The 19,113-nt window shown below is 70.2% G+C and carries 14 protein-coding genes and 2 pseudogenes; 9 read left to right on the top strand and 7 right to left on the bottom strand.

Features of this window, described 5'->3' with window-relative positions; translation table 11 throughout:
* The 3 genes from NLX86_RS26105 to NLX86_RS26095 form a co-directional block, all read right to left on the bottom strand.
* A complete protein-coding gene (locus NLX86_RS26105; protein WP_254374238.1) occupies positions 1 to 1,356 on the bottom strand; it encodes a hypothetical protein in 1,356 nt (451 codons plus the stop codon).
* Positions 1,357 to 1,663: 307 nt separating this feature from the next.
* Positions 1,664 to 1,798, bottom strand: a complete 135-nt coding sequence (locus NLX86_RS26100; RefSeq protein ID WP_003958712.1) for a DLW-39 family protein — start codon at positions 1,796 to 1,798, stop codon at positions 1,664 to 1,666.
* Between the two features lie 355 nt (positions 1,799 to 2,153).
* A complete protein-coding gene (locus NLX86_RS26095; protein ID WP_374213961.1) occupies positions 2,154 to 2,843 on the bottom strand; it encodes a tyrosine-type recombinase/integrase in 690 nt (229 codons plus the stop codon).
* 211 nt (positions 2,844 to 3,054) lie between these two features.
* Between NLX86_RS26095 and NLX86_RS26090 the strand changes: the two are divergent.
* The 3 genes and pseudogenes from NLX86_RS26090 to NLX86_RS26080 all read left to right on the top strand — a co-directional run bounded on the left by NLX86_RS26090 (position 3,055) and on the right by NLX86_RS26080 (position 4,832).
* A pseudogene (locus NLX86_RS26090) lies at positions 3,055 to 3,884 on the top strand (IS5 family transposase).
* Positions 3,881 to 4,324 (top strand): hypothetical protein, encoded by a 444-nt coding sequence (locus tag NLX86_RS26085; RefSeq protein WP_254374237.1) that lies wholly within the window; start codon positions 3,881 to 3,883, stop codon positions 4,322 to 4,324. The pseudogene NLX86_RS26090 and the gene NLX86_RS26085 overlap by 4 nt, the downstream one beginning before the upstream one ends.
* Positions 4,325 to 4,394: 70 nt before the next feature.
* Positions 4,395 to 4,832, top strand: a complete 438-nt coding sequence (locus NLX86_RS26080; RefSeq protein WP_308409640.1) for an HNH endonuclease family protein — start codon at positions 4,395 to 4,397, stop codon at positions 4,830 to 4,832.
* Positions 4,833 to 5,174: 342 nt separating this feature from the next.
* On the opposite strand, the gene NLX86_RS26075 is transcribed toward NLX86_RS26080, so the two are convergent.
* The gene (locus NLX86_RS26075; protein ID WP_254374236.1) at positions 5,175 to 5,393 is read right to left on the bottom strand and encodes a hypothetical protein; all 219 of its coding nucleotides are present in this window, start codon (positions 5,391 to 5,393) and stop codon (positions 5,175 to 5,177) included.
* A gap of 602 nt (positions 5,394 to 5,995) precedes the next feature.
* Between NLX86_RS26075 and NLX86_RS26070 the strand changes: the two genes are divergently transcribed.
* The 3 genes from NLX86_RS26070 to NLX86_RS26060 all read left to right on the top strand — a co-directional run bounded on the left by NLX86_RS26070 (position 5,996) and on the right by NLX86_RS26060 (position 13,786).
* On the top strand, positions 5,996 to 6,328 hold the full coding sequence (locus tag NLX86_RS26070) for a hypothetical protein (protein ID WP_254374235.1): 333 nt from the start codon (positions 5,996 to 5,998) through the stop codon (positions 6,326 to 6,328).
* 71 nt (positions 6,329 to 6,399) lie between these two features.
* The gene (locus NLX86_RS26065; RefSeq protein WP_254374234.1) at positions 6,400 to 13,356 is read left to right on the top strand and encodes a polymorphic toxin type 27 domain-containing protein; all 6,957 of its coding nucleotides are present in this window, start codon (positions 6,400 to 6,402) and stop codon (positions 13,354 to 13,356) included.
* Positions 13,357 to 13,372: 16 nt separating this feature from the next.
* Positions 13,373 to 13,786, top strand: a complete 414-nt coding sequence (locus tag NLX86_RS26060) for a hypothetical protein (RefSeq protein ID WP_254374233.1) — start codon at positions 13,373 to 13,375, stop codon at positions 13,784 to 13,786.
* 198 nt (positions 13,787 to 13,984) lie between these two features.
* Here NLX86_RS26060 and NLX86_RS26055 read toward each other — a convergent pair whose 3' ends face one another.
* Entirely contained in the window at positions 13,985 to 14,725 is a 741-nt protein-coding gene (locus tag NLX86_RS26055; RefSeq protein ID WP_254374232.1) for a hypothetical protein, read from the bottom strand.
* A 537-nt stretch (positions 14,726 to 15,262) separates the two neighbouring features.
* Between NLX86_RS26055 and NLX86_RS26050 the strand changes: the two are divergent.
* A pseudogene (locus NLX86_RS26050) lies at positions 15,263 to 15,547 on the top strand (HNH endonuclease); the annotation flags it as partial.
* 71 nt (positions 15,548 to 15,618) lie between these two features.
* Here the strand turns inward: NLX86_RS26050 and NLX86_RS26045 are convergent.
* Both NLX86_RS26045 and NLX86_RS26040 read right to left on the bottom strand, forming a co-directional pair.
* A complete protein-coding gene (locus tag NLX86_RS26045; RefSeq protein WP_254374231.1) occupies positions 15,619 to 16,152 on the bottom strand; it encodes an NUDIX hydrolase in 534 nt (177 codons plus the stop codon).
* A gap of 49 nt (positions 16,153 to 16,201) precedes the next feature.
* A complete protein-coding gene (locus NLX86_RS26040) occupies positions 16,202 to 17,536 on the bottom strand; it encodes a transcriptional regulator (protein ID WP_254374230.1) in 1,335 nt (444 codons plus the stop codon).
* Between the two features lie 326 nt (positions 17,537 to 17,862).
* Between NLX86_RS26040 and NLX86_RS26035 the strand changes: the two genes are divergently transcribed.
* Positions 17,863 to 18,099, top strand: coding sequence for a hypothetical protein (locus NLX86_RS26035; protein WP_254374229.1), 237 nt, complete (start codon positions 17,863 to 17,865; stop codon positions 18,097 to 18,099).
* A gap of 512 nt (positions 18,100 to 18,611) precedes the next feature.
* Entirely contained in the window at positions 18,612 to 19,040 is a 429-nt protein-coding gene (locus NLX86_RS26030; RefSeq protein WP_254374228.1) for a hypothetical protein, read from the top strand.
* Positions 19,041 to 19,113: the final 73 nt, after the last annotated feature.

Here is a 19,113-nt window from a genome sequence, read left to right as displayed (position 1 = left end):
CTACCAGGCAGAGGGCCCGTATTGCTGCTGTGTCGGCCCGTCCGACACGGGCCCGGCGGGTGCGGCGCTCCCGCGCCGCCTGGCGAGCATCGTCCACGCGCCGAGTCCGAGCACGAGCACGGTGCCTGCCCCGATGCCGACGGCGGCGACGACCTTCATCGTGCCGCTCTCGCCCGCTTCGACGGCGGTCTGGCCCTTCTCAGCGGCTTCCCGGTCGGCTCCGGTGAGCCCGAAGCCGGCTGCGGCGGCGTCCCCGTCGTAGTCCGGCCCCTGGGCGGCTTTGCCGCCGATGGTGACCCGCAGCGTCAGCGGCACGGTCCCCGTGGTGAATTCGCCGACCCTCTTGTCGAGGGTGACGGCGAGGTAGTACCAGCCCGAGAAGCGCATGGGCAGCGCCGCCGAGTCGTTGGAGAAGCGGTTGCTGTACGCGACGGGGGCGGTCGGCCCGAGCCCGTCAGCGGCCTGTTTGCCGTCGTACGAGGTGTTCTCGGAGACGGCAGGTCCGCGCGCGGTGTTGTAGAGCGCCGTGGTCAACGCGGGGGCGGCGAAGCCGCTGTCCTTGGTCATCTTCGCGTTGGCCAGTTCCGCGTTGACGGTGAGCTGCTGCCCCCAGTCGAGCGGCACCCGGTAGAAGCGGGTCTGTCCCGGCGCCAGGGTGTCCTTCCACACCCCGTCGCCCAGGGCGCGGGCGTCGTTGAACCCGGTGCCGCCCTCACGCTTTTGCGGTGTGCCGCTCGCGGGGGCGGGTGAGGCGGAGTTCCAGGAGGTCGGCGGAGCCGTCGCGGACGCGCCGCTCCTCAGCCCGGGCTCCTGCATGAAGGCGAGTTCGACCGGCCATGCCTCGGGCCCGGACGTCTTCTCGCTGGTCCGCACCACCTTCACGTAGTACGGGCCCGCCTGCTGGCAGTCCCCGTCCTCGCGGATCCTGCGGTGGGCGTAGTCGGCGATCGGCCGGGCCTGCTCCGACCCGAAGTCGGTGTCGTCGGAGGAGCTGCACTCGTCGCCGCCGGTGCTCATCAGGACGATGTCGATGCCGTCGCTGAACGCGACCTTGCTGCCGGCCGCGGGCGCGCCGACCGCGGAGACGAAGACGTTGGACTTGGCGTCCAGGTCGACGGTGTAGAAGCGCTCCTCGCCCGGCTTGATGCTGTCGGTGTAGATGCCGCCGGGTTCGAGCCGCGGCCCTTCCGCGCTGCTGGCCGCGCCCTTCACCGGCTTGGCGTCCGCGGCGGTCTTGTACGGCTGCACGTCGTCCGGACCCGCGGCGTACGCCGCCCCGGGCGCGGCTGCCACCGCGCACATTGCCGCCGCCGCGGCGAGAGTCGTCCGGCCGCTCCTGCTGCGCTGCCTCTTCACGCCCTACCCCTTGTCGTCACTCCGGCCGCCCTGCGCCGCACCACGACGTACGCCGCGACCAGCAGGGCCCTCGCGCCGCCCGCAATCGCGGCGATCACAGCGCCGGACCATCCTGCCCCGCCTGCCCCCGCGCTGTCCGCCCCGGCGGCTGAATCATCCTTTCGCCCCGCCCGCCACGCTCATCAACTTTGCCGTAGCAACCCATTGATTTGCTCACGTGAACTCAAGGGCCTCTGTGTCACGGTCCCGCGACAGCACGGAGCCCCGGCCGCGCCGCGGCCGGGGCTCCGTCATTCAGGCTTTTTCGTCACACACCCGAACCTGCGGGCACGGAGTCGGTCGCCTCCGTCCACAGATCCTGCTCGGCGCGATCCGCCTGGATCTGGCGGTACACGAGGAGCCCGCCGATGGCGGCCAGTGCGACCAGGAGGAGCTTCTTCACCGCGCGACCTCGTCTTTCCTTGACGTAGGGGACTTCTGGCGCCCGACTATACACACCGACCGATACCGATCGGTGACCTCCGCGCGACCCAAGTTCCGCCCCGGACAAAGCAATCGGCCCAGACAAAGCAGTCGGCCCGGTCGGAGAATCTCCGTCCGGGCCGACCATCGCGGTGGGGCTAACAGGATTTGAACCTGTGGCCTCATCCTTATCAGGGACAGTTTGCAAATCGGGGACTTGCCAGGTCAGGGCGATCTCCCATCGACCAGCACCTACAGCCATCTACATCTACAAGCATACGTAGACCCCTGCCCGACTTACGAACGTTCCGGACTCATAGCGGACTCCCCCGGACTCATGCCGCGACCAGCTGCAGCTTGCCCCGCCGAGGCTTGCGGTCCTCTAGGGCGGCCAGCACCTGGCCCGCGTAGTCCGCGGCCGCGTGCGTGTAGAGCCACGTCACCTCGCCCGCCCTCTCGTGGCCGAGGACTTCCTGGACGATCGCCTCTGGCACCCCGCGCGCGTGCAAGCGCGAGGCGTATGCGTGGCGCTGGTCGTGGAAGTCAGGCCAGTACTCGGTGCGTGTCTTCTCCACCTTCTTCATCCGGCCTGTCTGCTTGTCGGCGACCTCTGCCGTCCAGGTCTTGACCGTCTTCCGGCAGATGCCGGCCTTCTCGATGGCGGCTACCCACAGGCGGCGGAATGCGCTGCGGCGGAGCGGGGCGCGGTACGGCTGTCCGTCCCGGCCGCGGCGGTTGCGGCCGTGGAACACCAGCTCATCCTCACACAGCCCGTCCTTCGGTTCGGAGCGCCTGGTGCTCGGCTGCTCCGCGGCGAAGTGGTCGCGCAGGACGCGGGTGGCGAGGCCGGTGAGCGGCACGGTTCGCAGGCCGGCGTCCGACTTGGGGTACTGCTTGCGCCGGATTTTGCCGCGAACTTCGGTGAGCACCTCGCGTACCTGGATGCGACGTGCGTCGAGGTCGACCCAGCAGGCGCGGAGGCCGGCCAGCTCCCCCCATCGGAGGCCGGTCTCCTGAGCGACGATCTGCAGAGCGTGGTGGTAGTCGGGGAGGAACGCCCTGGCACGCCACAGCTGTCCGTACGTTGGGGGCCGCCTGTCCTCAGGGTGCTTCTTCTGCAGCTTCGGCAGCTTGAGAGGGCGTTATGAGGCTTTATCAATGATTTGATGTCGCTCGGACGGGTGGTTCTGAGGTGTTCATGCCGGTCGGCGGGCTTGGGGTTGCTGGGGTAGCGGCATGAGTGAACGCAAGCCGTACCCGAGCGACTTGTCCGACGAGCGGTGGGCACTGATAGAGCCACTGACCACTTCGTGGAAGGCCTAGCGGCCTTCGGCCACCGGCTACCAGGGCACTCACGAGATGCGGGAGATCGTCAACGCGATCCTGTACCAGAACCGGACCGGCTGCCAGTGGAACTACCTGCCGCACGATCTGCCGCAGAAGGGCGCGGCCTACTACTACTTCGCGCTCTGGCGTGACGACGGCACCGACCAGAAGATCCACGATCTGCTGCGCTGGTACGAGCGGGAGCGGCTGCGTCGATTAGCCGACCCGAGCCTGGTGATCCTGGACACCCAGAGCAAGCGCGCGGCGGCCGGCGTGCCCGCCGGGACGACGGGCAAGGACGCCGCGAAGAAGGTGCCAGGGCGCAAGCTCGGAATCGCTGTCGACGTCCTGGGGCTGATCATCGCGGTGGTCGTGGTGCCCGCGGACGTCCACGAGAACACGGTCGGGAAAGCGCTGCTGGACCAGACCGCCGAGCAGGCCACCACGGTGAAGAAGGCCCTGGTGGACCAGGGTTTCAAGACCTCGGTCGTCGAGCACGGCGCGAGCCTGGGCATCGATGTCGAGATCGTCCAGCGCAACCCTGACCAGCACGGATTCGTCCCGCAGGCCAAGCGGTGGTGGTGGAACGGGCTTATGGGATCTTGTCGATGTTCCGCAGACTGGTCCGCGAGTACGATCACCGCCCGACGACCTCGCGCTCCCGCGTGTACTGGGCCATGACCGACACCATGACCCGGCGACTGACCGCCACCACCGCCCCGGCCTGGCGAAACGCATGACCGACACGAACGCGGCGAGGCCGTTCCTGGACCAGATCGACACCCTCCAGCACGCCCTGTCCGAAGAGATCGATCATGCCCGCGAGACCATCGCCGACCTCACCGAACGCCTCCACCAACTTCAAGAGCGGGCACAGAGCCTGCAGGTCACCCGCGTCACGCTGCTGGAACTCGCCGCCGAGGCCGACCGGCACGACGCACCGGAGCCGAAGGAAGCCCCGCCGGCGCCGGCACTGCCCGACCACCCGGCCTACCAGCAGATCATGGCCCTGTTCGCCGACTCCGGCACCCCACTGCGGGCCCGCGACCTGTGCGAGGCCCTCGACCTGCCCATCCTGCCGAAGAACACCGAAGGCATCCGCTCCAAGCTCAAGCGCCTGACCGCCCGCGGAATCCTCACCGAGACCGAACCGGGCCTGTTCACCCAATCCCGCGCGTAGCACCAGGACAACCTCAGCAACCAGCACGCCTCACCCAACACCCGCCCCATAAAGGATATTAAGGCCCGTAATGTCCTCTGAGGCCGTCGAGGCACCCCAGGTCGCTACAGGTTGCCAGCTGACAGGCGGTGCGTGGCTCAGCGCCTACGACAACGTCGTCGTGACCGACGCGGCCCGCCTCGACGTCGACCACTTCGTGCCGCTCGCCGAGGTCTACGACTCCGAGCAGACCCCATGGAGTGCGGCCCGGCGTGAGGCGTACGCGAACGACCAGGACAGCCCCGACACCCTGATCGCCGTCACCGCGGCGTCCAACCGGTCCAAGAGCGACAAAGACCCCGCCGAGTGGCTGCCCTCGGACGCCTCCTACCACTGCACTTACGCCGCGACCTGGGCCGGCACAAAACTGCGCTGGGACCTCGCCGCCGATGAAGCCGAACGCCAGGCCCTCCTCGGACTCGCCGAGGACTGCCCCACGACCATCGTCGACTACGAACCCGTGCTGTAGCCGAGCGACATAGTCAGCAATTGGTCCCGGGCGTGATCGGTAGCCCGGGACGGCCCTGTTCTCGTATCGCTGCGGCCAGGTGGTGTGTAGCGCTGAGGGGCAGTCCTGGGCCGTCGCCTCCCTGTACCCCGCCATGAACAAGTGATGACGGGTGGGGTGGAGGAGCGCGGATGCGGCAGGACCGGCCGCTTCACCAAGGTGCCCCGCTTCTCGCGAAACTGCTGCGGGTGCCGACTCCGCCGACCGCAGGCCAGTTCGGCCGTGGCGGCCCGGCACACTCCGGCACCGATCAATCCCGACACCCCGACTGCGGGCATCCGGATTCTCCGGGCGCGCCGTGGGCTAGCTGGGCTTGAGGGCCAGGCCCTCGCGGGAGCAGATGATCTCTCCGGTGCTGGCCCCGGCGGCCGTGGCGGTGAGGTAGGGGCACTGGATCTCGTCGGCGATCGCATCCGCCGCGTTCTCGGGAGCGGCGAAGCCGCCCGTGGGGGTGGCGAAGCCGCCCGTGGGGGTGGCGAAGCCGCCCGTGGGGGTGGCGAAGCCGCCCGTGGGGGTGGCCATGCCGGGCCAACGAGCGCACCAGGTCAGCCGATGCCCTGGAAAGCCGGCCCCGTCCTTGGCCCGCGCCGCCTGTGCCGGGTTCGACGTTCAGGCGCTGGACCGGCACATCCGCCGTCACGACAGGCTCCGTCTCGGACTCGACGGGCAGGAGGTGCACATCGCGGCCGTCACCGCGGCGAGCACCTCCGCAAATTCCGGGCCGGTCCCGTCGAGCACGTCGACCAGGGTCACGATGGGAGTTCTCGCAATACGAGACAGCCACCTCTGACACCCGATGGCCTACGCGCTACGCCAGGTAACAAGGTGATCAACTCGCTCACGGCTTTGTCCGTCATTGGGAACCTGTGCGCTGTTAGTGAAGATTATTTGATCTTCACGTGCGGAGTGTTGCGTGACATCGTCGCCGTGTAAGCGGCAGCGCCGGCTCGTGGGGGAGGCGAGCGCGCCGGCAGTTGCCGTGCCGAGGGGGGACACCGCCTGGGCCGTAAGCCGCCGTCTGTCATGCCCATGTCGGGATGCTGTCGAACGATCGAGAGATTGTCAGGCAGAACATGTCATTGCTCAGAGACGCCGGCAGACGCCGGCGTCGTCTACGGTCCGCCGTGACCAGGGCCATCAGCGTGACGGCCCTCGTCACCGCCTCGGCCGTACTGACCGGCCTCGTCCAGGCCGTGCCCGCCGCGGCGGACACCGTGCCCGAAGAGGACACCGGTTACGACCGCAACACCATCGGCCAGGACCGGCGGCTCGACCGCTGCCTCACCGGAGTGGCGCTGCACGTCGGCGGCCCCCTGATGAAGGCCAAGGCCATCGAGGGCCTGAGCGGTACCGAACAGCAGCTCCGCGACACCGTCGGCGACCGCGGCTGGATCGGCTACGGCCCCCTCGGTCAGGCCGCCAAAGCCGACACGCGGCCGGCGTCTACTCCGAACTGAACACGGCCCGGACCACTGCCCTCGACGACGCCAACAAGCCCTACCGCGAGTCGGCGTGGGCCAGCGAGGACATGGAGTGGCACGCGCCGAGCTTCGGCGAGGACGTCACCCGCTTCGCGCTCGTCACCCAGACCGAGCTTGCCTGGCGCCTCGGCAAGGACGAGCACAGCAAGGCCAGCCCCGAGGCCGTCGCCCGTGCCAAGGCCGTTACGGAGGAGAACCGCGGCAAGGACGACTGGCACGACTGGTCCGCGGACTCCATGCTGCGGGACAGCGAGGTCTCCTGGGACTACTTCGGCGGTACGACCTCCAGCGACATCGCGTCCTACCTGCGGCGCGGCGGCTTCGCGAAGGAGGCCCCGGCCAAGGACTCCCCGGCGTACCGCGTCGAGGTCGAGGACCTCAAGCAGGCCTGGACGGCCTGTGACCGGCAGAACCCCGTCGACCCGCGGCGGACGCTCAACGAGCCCGTCATGAACGCGATGCTCGAGTGGGAGCAGGAGTACGCCGGACAGGCGACCCAGCGCGCCACGATCATCAAGGCCGAGGCCGAGGCCTCGTCGGCGGCCCGCGAGGCCACCGACCAGATGATCCAGGCCATCGGCCAGGCGTGGCGCGCCGACCAGATCCTGACCTGGCGCAAGTACTGGGTGGACCAGCTCGCCCAGGACCCCGACACCATCCTCGACAAGCCCGACCAGGCGTTCTACGACAAGGCCACGGCCGACCTGGCCCAGGCCCGTACCAACGCCACCGCCCTCGTCACCTCGGCCAAGGCACAGGCGGCCAAGGCCGCCGCCGCGGCCCAGAAGGCGGCGACCGCGCAGCAGGAGGCGTGGGCCGTCGCCGACACGTCCCACGTGCCGCGCGGCCGGGGTCTGATGTACGCGCAGCAGTCGGTCCAGGTCGCCCGCGCCTCCGCCGCCGCCGCCGAGGCCGCCGCGAAGGCCACCGAGACCGCCCTGGCCGCCGCGAACGCCACCGTCGCCACCAGTGACGCGCTGCTCGCGAAGGCGCAGACCGAGTCGCACGCGATCAACACGGAGTTCCGCCGGGTCGCCGCCGAGGAGGCCGCCGCCCAGGCGAAGGCCGCCGCCGACAGTGCCGAGGCCAACGCCACGGCCGCCGCTGAGAGCGCCGCGACCGCGAAGTCCGCGCGGACGACGGCCGAGCAGAAGCGCGACAAGGCCAAGACCGCCGCGACCACCGCCGCTTCCGAGCGTGCCAAGGCGCAGGCGGAGCAGGCCACGGCCGTCGCTTCCCGCGCCAAGGCCGCGACCGAGCGCGCCAAGGCAGAGGAGGCCGAGGAGCGCGCTACCAGTCAGCAGACGACGGCGAAGAACGCCGACACGGCCGCGGGCACGGCGACGACCGATGCGACGGCGAAGCGGAAGCTGGCCGACGAGAAGGCGAAGGCCGCGCAGACCGCGCGCGAGAAGGCGATCGAGGCCGTCCGCGCGAAGCAGGCCACCGCGGCACGCGCCGACGCGCTCGAGGCCGCCGCCACCGCCGCCGAGGGCAGCGCCGCCGCCGCCGAGGCGCGGGCGGCCGCCACCGCGGCTCGTACGGCCGCGAACCAGGCTGTTCAGGCCGCCGCCTCCGCGCAGACCGCCGCCGACCAGGCGACCACGGCCGCCGTCGGCGCGCGGACCGCCGCCACGACGGCGGAGGGCGCCGCCGAGCGCGCCCAGGCCAACGCGAGCAGCGCGTGGTCGGCGTACCGCACCTCCCTCGACGCGGCTTCCACCGCGCACGTCGCCGCGGCCACCGCGCTCGACGCGTCGCAGGACGCCGCCACCCGTGCGGACAATGCCGCGACGGCCTCGGAGAACGCCACCGAGCTCGCCAAGAAGGCGCAGCTGGAGTCGGTCGCCGCCGGGACCAGTGCCGCGGAGGCCGTGAAGTCGGCCGGGGTCGTCGTGGGCCGCGCCTACGCCGCAGGTCAGGCCGCGCTCGCCGCCCGTGACAGTGCCGCGGCCGCGGTCGCCGCCGCCGGTGACGCCGTCTCGATCGGTACGCCGTACCAGGAGAAGGACAGTGCGGCCGCGTTCGCCGTGCTTGTCGGCCAGTCGTCGAAGACGATCGCCGAGCAGCAGGCCGCGGCGGCCGCGGCGAAGGCCACCGCCGCCGCTGCCGCCGCCGAGTCCGCGCAGCAGACCGCCGCGCAGGCCACGGGTGACGCGAAGCTCGCCGCGGAGGCCGCCGCCCGTGCGGCGAGCGATTCGTCGCGCGCCGTCGCGGCCGTGACCCGTGCCCAGGCGTCCGCCGCCGAGGCCACCGACGCCCAGCAGGGCGCGAAGAAGGCGTCCGACGCCGCCGCCGGCCACGCCCAGCAGGCCGGTGACGACGCCGCCTCCGCCCGCCTCACCGCGGACGGCGCGAGCAGCGCGGCCGCCGAGGCCGACCGCGAGGCCACCGACGCCGAGCGGCACGCCACCGAGGCGAACGAGAAGGCCGGCCGGTCCGCCGAAGCCGCCGAGGAAGCCGCGCGGAAGGCGGCCGAGGCGGAGAAGGAGGCCAAGGACGCCGAGACGAAGGCCGGCGACGCGGCGGGCGACAGCTCGGCCGCCGAGGAGGCCGCGAAGAAGGCCGAGGAGCAGCAGCGCGAGAAGAACGAGGCCGCGCACCAGGAGGCCCTGGAAGAGGGCACCACGCCCATCAAGGGCGGCGCGTCCAACTGGCCGGCGCTCGGTGAGCGCGAGGAGCGGATCCTGCTCGACGCGTGTGGTCAGACCTGTGTCGACGACTACCGGAAGGGCCTCGCGGCCGTCTCCGTGAACGTCGTCGAGTGGGCGACCGCCAACGGCGGGCAGATCCTCTTCGATCAGCTCGACGCCGCCAAGGTCAAGGAATGCCTGGCCGGTTACGACGTCGAGGACTGCCTCTGGGCGCTCGTCGACGTCCCGTCGTCCTCCGTGATCGTGGGCCGTATGCCCGCGCTCGCGCTGGCGATCGAGAAGGTCGCCGACGGCATGCGGACGATCTTCAACGACGCCGACAACGCCCTGCGCCGGCTCAACGACCTCGCGGCCGTCATCAGCGACGTCCGCTCCACCCCGCGCCTCAACCGCTGCCTCGCGGGAGTCGCTCTGCACGCGGGCGGCGCCAAGACGAAGGCCGTCGCCATCCAGGGCCTGACCGGCGGCGACGCCGGCCTGGAAGCCGTCATCGGCGACCGCGGCTGGATCGGCTTCATGCCCCTGGGGCAGGCGAGCGACCAGGACCGCGATGCCGGGTACCTCTACCTGGACTCCTTCGCGGCCCAGAAGGCCATGCTCGAGGACGCCAACCGGCCGTACGCGATGAGCTCGTTCAGCGACGAGATCACGCTGCACGCCCCGGAGTTCGGCGCCGACATCAGCGCCTACACCTACGCCACGCAGGCGAAGCTGGCCGACCGTATCGGCTGGGACGCGCACACCAACGCGAGCCCCGAGGCGATCGCCAAGGCCCGGCAGATCACCGAGCAGAACCGCGGCAAGGACGACTGGCACGACTTCGCGGCCGACTTCATGCTGCGGGACTCCAACGTCAACAACACCCGCTTCTACGGCGGCACCACCTCCGCCGACATCGCCGTCTACCTGCGGCACGGCGGCTTCCCCGCCAAGAAGGTCGCCGAAGGCACGCCCGAGTTCCGTATCGAGGTCGAGAACCTCAAGCAGGCCTGGGCCACGTGCAACCACGCGGACCCGGTCGACCCGCGCAACGCCCTCAGCGAGGCCGTCTCGCAGGCCTCGGCCGAGTGGGAGACGGAGTACGCCGGGCAGGCCGCCCCGCGCGCCGTCATCATGCAGGCGGAGGCCGACGCCGCCGCCGCGACCCGGACCGCCACCGCCACCATGATCGAGGCCATCGGCCAGGCGTGGCGCGCCGACCAGATCCTGCGCTGGCAGAAGTACTGGCACGACCAGCTCGAAGCCGACCCGGACCACATCCTCAAGCCGAAGCAGGCCCTCTTCGACAAGGCGAAGACGGACCTGGCGAACGCCCGGGGCAAGGTCCAGGCGCTCGTCACCAAGGCCAAGGAGCAGGCCACTCTGGCCACCGCCGCGTCCCAGCGCGCGGTGACCGGTCAGCAGCAGGCATGGGCCATCGCGGACGCCACCGAGGTGCCGCGCGGCCGTGGCCTGATGTACGCACAGCAGTCGGTCCAGGTCGCCCGCGCCTCGGGCGCGGCCGCCACGGCCGCCGCGAAGGCGACGGAGACCGCACTGAACGCGGCGAACGCCACGGTCTCGACGTCGGAGGCGCTCCTCGCCCTGGCACAGACCGAGGCGCACGCGGTGAACACCGAGTTCCGCCGTATCGCCGCTCAGGAGGCCGCCGCCCAGGCGAAGGCCGCCGCGGACAGCGCCGACGCCTACGCGGCCTCGGCCGCGGCGAACGCCGCGACCGCCAAGAAGGCCAAGGAAACCGCGCTGGCGGAGGAGGAGGACGCCCGTCAGGCCGCGGCCGACGCGCAGGCGCAGCGTGCCGTCGCCGAGCTGGAGCGCGCCAACGCGGCGGCCTACCGGGCCACCGCGGAGAGCGAGCGGGACAAGGCCGCGGCCCATGAGGCCGACGCCGTCGCCCAGGGCCTGATCGCGAGCAACGCCCGTACGTCGGCGGAGTCGGCGGGAGCCACGGCGTCGGCCCGCAGGGGTGACGCCGAGCAGGCGGAGCGCGACGCGGTCGCCGCCCGCGACCGGGCCCTGGAGGCCGAGCAGCGGCGTGACTCGCTGGCGGCGAAGGCGGCGGCCCTGGAGGCCAACGCCGAAGCCGACGAGGGTACGGACGCGGCCGAGGCGTCCCGCGCCGCCGCCACCGACGCCCGGTCGGCCGCGAATACGGCGACCACGGCGGCCACCAACGCCCGCGCGTCGGCGAACGCGGCCACGGCCGCGGCCGTCAACGCCCGTGACGCGGCCACCAAGGCGCAGGGCTCCGCGTCCCGCGCCAAGGCCGCGGCCGACAGTGCCTGGGCCTCATACATGGTCGCGGCTGGTTCCGCAGCCGCCGCCCACGCGGCCGCGGCCGACGCCATCGACGCCTCCGAGGCGGCGGCGGCCGACGCCAAGGGCGCCAAGGAGCAGTCGGAGAAGGCCTCCGCGGCGGCCAAGGTCGCCAAGACGGAGGCGGCTGCCGCCCGCACCGAGGCGCTGCAGACCGCGGCCTGGGCGGCGACCACCGCCGGCAAGGCCCTCGCGGCCGTGCAGGCCTCGCTCGCGGCCCGTGACTCCGCCGCGGCGGTGATCAAGCCGGCCACCGAGGCGATCTCCCTCGGCGGTCCGTTCCAGGAGGTCGACAGCTCCGCGGCGTTCGCGGTGCTGACGGGACAGCAGTCCCTGACGATCTCGCAGCAGCAGGCGGCGGCGGCAGCCGCCACCGCGAACCAGGCCGAAGGGTTCTCCGCCGAGGCGCAGGCCCTCGCCGCGCAGGCCGCCGCGGACATGAAGCTCGCGGCCCAGGCGGCCGCAGCGGCGGCGACCGACGCGGCCCGTGCCGCCAAGGCGTACCAGCGGGCCCAGGCCTCGGCCACCCAGGCTGCGAAGGACGCCAAGGAGGCGCAGGCGTCGGCGAACCGGGCCGACGGCTACGCCCAGTCGGCCGGCAACGACGCGATGGCGGCGTCGTGGGCGGCGATGGACGCGGAGCAGGACGCCATCGCGGCGGACGCGGCGGCCACCGAGGCGGAGAAGGACGCCGCCAACGCCCGTGCCGTGGCCACCAAGGCCGAGGAGGACGCCGCCAGCGCCCGCGCCACCGCCACCCAGGCGGAGAACGACGCGACGGCGGCGGAAGAGGCCGCCGCCGGTGCGCGGGAAGCGGCGGAGGAGGCCCAGGCCGCCGCGGACCGCACGGAGTCGCAGGGCAACACCGAGCAGATCACGCAGGGTGTCACCACCGGGATCGGCGGGGTGTGGGCGGTCCTCGACCACATCGAGTACATCGGCGACCCGCAGAACGTCGTCAAGGACAACTGCAACCCGGTCATCCACTTCGGGGACTGCACGATCACGGCCGACGTCACGTACAAGTCGCACGTCGACCTGTTCATGTGCCTGGCGGAGCCGGGCTCGTACCAGTACGGCTGCCCCGACGCGGACACAATCTACCTCGGCCCCGAGGTGTCGAAGGCCAAGACAGAACGGCTCAGCTACACGCTGACGATGACCGAGTTCAACTCGGGCATCGACCCGATCGACGTCCTCCTCGGGGACTTCATCGGCTGTGCCAAGCTGATCACCCCGGGTCTGTCCGGCGGCAGCTGGGGCGACTGTGCCTGGGCGGCCAGCTGGTTCGTCGCGGGCGCGATCTTCAGGTCGGCCAAGGCCGCGGTGACGGCGATGGACGCCGCCCTCAAGACGGGCATCGGGTTCACCGACGCCTGGCTGGCGCTCCGCACCATGGGCCTGACCGAGGCCGCCATCCAGGGCATCATCAGCCGTATCGTCCGGAAGCTCTCCGAGGCGTGCGAGAGGCTGGACACCGCAACCTTCAAGGTCGCGGCGTTCTCCGTCGCGTCGGCCGGCTCCGGCGGCATCAACGATTGCGCCGAGAAGTTCCTCCGCGACCTGGTGAAGGACGGCGATCACATCGTCCTCGGAGTCAACCCCGGCTCGGACAACCTGGCCAAGGCCATCGGCGGGCACACATTCAACGGCAAGGCGTACGCCGACGAACTGTCGGAAGGCCTGGGGATGGGGATCCGCCCCGTGTGGACGGTGGGAGTGGAGAGAGCAGTGTCCAACCCCAACGTGAAGATCTCGGTGTCCCTGGACGGTGTCGCCGGCGCCAAGAACGCTGACGAGGCGCTGACTCTGCTTCTGCAGCGAGGGGAAACGATCCCGGCCAACGACTGGGAGCTCATCCGGTCCAGCGGCTACGGAACCGCATGGGAGATGATCAAACTCCGTACGGCCGTCCGGCTGGAGCAGCGCGGCTGGTCGTCCATCGAGTGGCACATGACCAACGACGCGGGCAAGGTCGTACGCGTCTACCCGCAGCGCTTCAAGTACCCCAACGGAGAGCTGGTGCCCGAGTGAGGAGGAGAGAGTGGTCGTGACAGATTTCATCCGGGAGGGGCGGCTCTTCAGAGTCAGCGGGTTCCTCCCCTCGCACCGGCAGCTCTTTCTGACCAGTGAGGCCACACTGGTGGACCGGACCACGACGATGATCGAGGTCTATATCGGGCATGTGGAACTGATGTTCCTCAAGCCCTACTACGAGAACGGGCTCCACATCCGGCGGGCGACCGCCGACGAGTTCGGCGTGCTCGGCGAACGGCACGGCATTCCGGCGGAGGACGCCGTCTACACCTGGATGCTGGAGCGGGACGGCGGCAGCTTCGTCGTCGGCGGCAAGCCGTCCTGGCGGGAGGCGGAGTATGCGGTGATGGGTGAGCGGCAGTCGTTGTACGACCCGCGTGAGCCCTGGCCGCCGGACTTCCCGGCGGAATGGGGGCAGGTCGGCTGACCGTTTGCCGGCCGGAGCCGCCGAGGGGTGGCGCCGCGCTGTGGCGCGGCGCCACCCCTGCCCGGAACATGGAGGCCGCCCGTCCACGAGGAGGGGGCCGTCCCCAGTGAGACCCACTGGGGACGGCCCCCTCTCCGTGCCTACGGCAGCGGTGTCAGCCCGTCACGTCCGCGTTTTCGTCCTCGGAGCCTCGGCGGCTCAGCCCAGCTGCTCCAGTTGCGCCTTCACGACCGCTTCCGGGATCGCCGCGTGGTTCTGGTCGAGCATGTTGACGCCGTAGAAGGCGGCGATGATGCCGCCGCTGCGGACGACGGTGTAGGTCATCGGGACCTTCTGCTTCCCGATGTCGCCGGTGATCCGGTAGCCGACGGCCTCGTCGCCGAGCTTCGGCGCCGGGCGGCCCTCGACCTTGCCGTACGTGAGGCCGAGGGTCTTGAAGCCCTTGGGGCAGTCGGCGACGGCCGCGCGGAGTTCCTTCATCACCCGGGTGGCGTTGTCCTCCGAGTGCGAGGCGAGCCACATGGAGCCGACGGTCGCGTTGGTCGCCTCGCCGGGCTGCAGGGAGCGGTGCACCGTGCTCACCGCGGGGAGGTGCGTGAAGCCGCCGATGAGGCTGGCGAGCGGCTGGCAGGCCTTCTTGTCGGCCTCCATGCCGCGGCCGGCCTCGACCTCCGCCTTGGCGATCTTCTTGGCGTCGAAGCCCGCGGTCTTTCCGGTGATGGCGGCCTTTTCGAGGGCCTTCCTGTCGAACGCCCCCAGGCGCTTTGCCTCGGCGGCCTCTTTCTCCTCGGGGCTCTGCTTGCTCTTCGCGCCGGCGCTCGCGCTCGTGCTCGCCTTCGGCTTCTTGCCGTCGGAATCCGCCGATTCGCCGCTGCACGCGGACATCGCGAGAAGGGCCGGTATCACGGCGGCAATAGGGAGGGCCCTGCGCAGTTTCATGGTCTTTCCTGGCATCTCTCGCTGGCGAAGAATGAGCAGAATGATCTTACCGGCGGCAGAGAGGTGTCCCCATTACGTTTTGACGTCGACTCGACCAGTGCCGGATATTTCCGTCAGCTCCGCGATCTCCCTCTGGAGGTTGTCCCGAGTCTTGGCCCGGTCGGCGACTGGCACACCGTCACGGCCGTTGACACTCCTGCAAACAGCCTTGGCTTCCGTGCCGTTCTGCAGCTACCTCACCATCGCCGAAGACTGGGGACCGTTCCTTGCCGCGGCATTCTTCCGGCTACGACCAGAGTGCCAGCCCGCCCCAGCCCAGCACCGATACCTGGACGCTCTAGCCGACTGCGGCGTGTGCTGGCGACACACCCAGCTCGTCATCTCGTGGTTCGACGACGTCGGCCGTTCCCCGGACCGCAACGCCATCAGGGCACTCCTGGCCGGGCCTCGGCCGCACTCATAGGGGTGCCGGATCGGACTGCTCAGCCACCAGCGTCAGGCAGGAATACCGCACGGCTCGAATGACGCCCCCCACCAGCTGGGGCCTCACAGTGGACTGCGGCCCGACGCGAGGCCTACGCCAACGACCTCACCGCCGAGCGCTCCCTCGTCGCAGTGACGGCCGCCTCGAACCGCAGCAAAGCAGATCAAGACCCGGCGGAATGGCTGCCGCCGGACGTCAAGGTGACGTGCCGGTACACGTCGGAGTGGACCGCGACCAAGCTCCGCTGGGGCCTCACCCTCGACGCTGACGAACGGAACGCTCTCACTCAACTCGCTGACGCATGCCCCGGCACAACCGTCTCCTACGAACCCCGGTAGGGACGACGATCGACACCGCGCCCCCTGTTCCGGCTTCGGCCGGGGCAGGGGGCCTTTTCGTGCGTACCGGGTCAGCCGAGCCGAAGGTACCGCAGCATCAGCAGCGCCGCGACGGCGTTCGCGCTGCGGATCTCGCCGCGTGCCACCAGCTCGGGCACACGCTTCAGAGGCACCCATTCTCGGCGGGCCGACTCAAAGTCGTCCTCCGGATGGCCGACGAGTTCGGCGCTTTCCGCCCAGTAGACGTGGTGCCGCGACGTCGAGATGCCAGCCTGGGGGTCGAGAGACATGAGGTGCCGCATCGGGCCTGGCCGCCAGCCGGTCTCCTCCTCGAACTCGCGCGCCGCGGCGACCGCAGGATCTTCACCCTCGCCAGTGCCGCCGGAAGGCAGCTCCCAGCCCCATGCGCCTGTAATGAAGCGGTGCCGCCACAGCAACAGCGCCTCGTTGTCGTCGTTGACGACCGTGGCCACGGCAACAGGTCGCAAGCGAATCACGGTGTGGTCCAGATGCCGACCGCCGGGAAGCTGGACGTCGGCCATGTTCACCGTGACCCACCGGTTCTCATAAACGGTGCGCTCACCGAGGTTCTGCCACTCCGACACAGTCGAGACCCTTCGTTGGGAACCAGGCCATCCCAGCACACCGAGCGCGCTACAGGGGAATGCGGAGGGTCTCGTCGATGCGGTCGACTACATCGCAAGTCGAGCTGCAGCGCACCGCAGCAAGGGAATTGCGGACCTTGGCGAGTCGGTCGGTGAGGCGTCGCGACTCCATGCCCTGCACCGTATCGAGCATCTCCACGGCCGTGGCCGCAGCCTTGTCGACTTCCCCGGCACGCAGCTCGCAGTCCGTGAGGGTGGCGAGGCGGTGAACCCGGCCGCGGGCGTGCGTCTGCGTTGCGACCGCTTCCGCGGCATAGGTCTGTGCTGGGGTCATGTCCCCGAGTCGCATAAAGGCGTCTGCGAGGTTGGCCTCCAGGAGGCCAGGCTGTACGTATCCGGTCTCGGCTGGTTCCTCGTCGCGGCGGATCAGCCCGGCCGCGGTTTCGGCGAGGGCCATGCACCGGTGGGCGCCGGCCTGGTCACCCATGCGCGAGTACGCCTTCGCCTGCATGGCGTGCAGGTCGCAGGCCAGTGCGTGCGAGATGTGCTGTCCGGCCGTGCGAAGCCCCGCCTCGGCGAACGCTACGGCCTGCCGGTAGTCCCGCATGTACAGCGCCTGATTGACCAGCAGCGCTATCACGTACCCGCCAAACGCCCGGTCGCCGCTTGCCTTTGCCAGGCGCAGCGCCTGGTAGAAGTAGCGCTGCGCCAGCCCCTGCGCGTCCGAGTCGTACGAGCAGATACCGGCGATCGCGACCAGCCCGCCCACCGACCGATGCAGCTCGCGGCCGGTGGCATCGGTATACGAGCCACGGAGCAGGGGGGCTGTATCAGCGACGAGGAATCGAAGCACGCGCGACCGGGTGGTGATCCCGCCAGCCTTCCGGTACATCTGCTCGAAATGGCCGCGCGCAGTACGGAGCAGTTCGACGTCTGACAAGCCGACTCGGAGCGTACCGCCGCGGGAGACGTCTGTGTCGTCCGGTGGGTTCTCCCACTCCCAGACGGGGCCGACTGCGGGAAGCCCAGTAATGACAGGGGCCTGTTGCAGGTCCGGGCGTTGCTGGTCGCTGCGCCACAGGGCGGTGGAACGATCGATGAAGCCGTCGAGAGGTGTGGACGGTGCCTGCTGCGCGGCAGGGTGACCCATGCCGATGTCGTCCAAGGTCAGAGGTCGGCCGATACGAGAGGCGAGGGCGTCGCAGATCAGGTCAGGGACGATGCCGCGGGGCCGCTGACCCTTGAGCCAGCGGATCACCGAGCTGTGGTCATAGCGTGCCGGCTTGCCGCGCGTTGCCGCCAACTGGTTGATCCTTGTTGCGAGTCCGAGGCGAGACATGCCCGCCTCCTCCAGGAGAGCGTCCAGCAACGTGTTGGGTTCCATGGTGTGTTCCCCGCTTCACTCAGTGTGGTTGAGCGTAGCGACATCCGATTCGCACAGTGTGTGAATCGCGTACTGCGGCACACCCCCGTCACACACTGTCGTCGGCTGGCCTGTAGCGGAACGCTTGCGACATGGATTCCCCGGATCAAGTCGCACCGCCGCGACTCTCACTGCAGCCTGCAGACCCGATGCGGCCGCGAGGTATTGCCCTGCTGCCGGCGGGGCGGGACTGGGACGCCGTGCGCGTCCGACGGGCGATTGGGATCGAGGCGCATCGGGCATTGGGGCCTGAGTCCCGCGCGGTCATATGTGACGCAGCCAGGCAGTTGTACTGGCTGGTGCCGGTCGGCACGGCCGCCAGTTGGGACGTGCCGCACACCGAGGCGCTGGGTCCCAGCACTTACGTCGTCGTCCCGCCCGCCATCCTGCTGAGCGGCCCGGGAGACCACTGGGAACGGCCGCCCGGACCGGACGGTTACCTCACCGATCCGGGCGCTCTGCGTGGCGCGCTGCACAAGGCGGTAGCAGATGCCCTCGGTCCCCGCCCGAAGGTGTCGGCGTGATCGGCACGATCATCATGTTCGCGGACTGGACGATCGGCCCCGACGCGGAGCCTGGAGCGTCTGGCCCCGTATACGAGCTGGAATGCACCACGTGCTCGGATACGTCGGGACCCCACGAAGGGAAGGCCGGCCCGGAGAATTGGGCGCTCCGTCACACCGCGCGGAGCCACACGCACGCCGGGTTCCGCGCGATTGTCACCTCGTTCGTGCGCGTCACCCCGGCCCCTGGTAACCCGCTACGCAAGGAGGGGTCCTGATGATCTGTGGGGGCTGCGGCCGCACGATCCGCAACGGCGAGCGGTACCGGACGTACGAGATTGACCGTGCTTCCGGCCCTTTCGTCACGGTCAGACGGCACATCGTCTGCCCATCCCCCCGCCGCTGACTCCCGCCCCGGCCGCTGGATCCCTGCACAGGACGCGGCCGAGGCGGGCGGGCCTCCAAGAGGCCCAGACAGTGCACGACGGCGCGAGAGACCTCCCGCGCCGAGGACGCACCCTATGGAGCATCGCATGACCGCTCTCGCAACAGAACTGGTCCACGGGCGCACGCTCGTCGACCCCGACCTGTTCGACCGGCTTACCGACTTCTGTGCCGAGGAATACGGCCTGGAACGGTGCGTCGCCGAACGCGTCATGGACCAGGGCCTTGCGTTTCTCGACGTGATGGGCCGCACCGGTGAGGGCCTGTCGCCCTCGCAGAAGGTCGACCCGGCCTGGCACACCTTCATGCTGCACAGCGCCGAGTACACGACCTGGTGCCAGGAGCGCTACGGCCGGTACATCCACCACGCGCCGGGCTCCCGATACCGGGACAAGGCAACGATGGTCGACGTCGTCAGCAAGCTCCGTGTGGCTGGCTACATGGTCGACGAGGGACTGTGGGGCACAAAGGCGGACTGCAGCGAGCCGACGTGCTGTGGCGACGGCCCCTGCTGCTAGGGCCTGTTGCGAAAGTGGATCTCGCCTGTGAAATGATCTTGTGTTGTGGCGCGTGCAGATCTGACGGACGAAC

It is taken from the genome of Streptomyces sp. A3M-1-3, assembly GCF_024213665.1.
Taxonomy (GTDB): domain Bacteria; phylum Actinomycetota; class Actinomycetes; order Streptomycetales; family Streptomycetaceae; genus Streptomyces.
The sequence above is the reverse complement of the archived record's forward strand: the minus strand, read 5'-3'. Positions and strand labels throughout refer to the sequence as shown.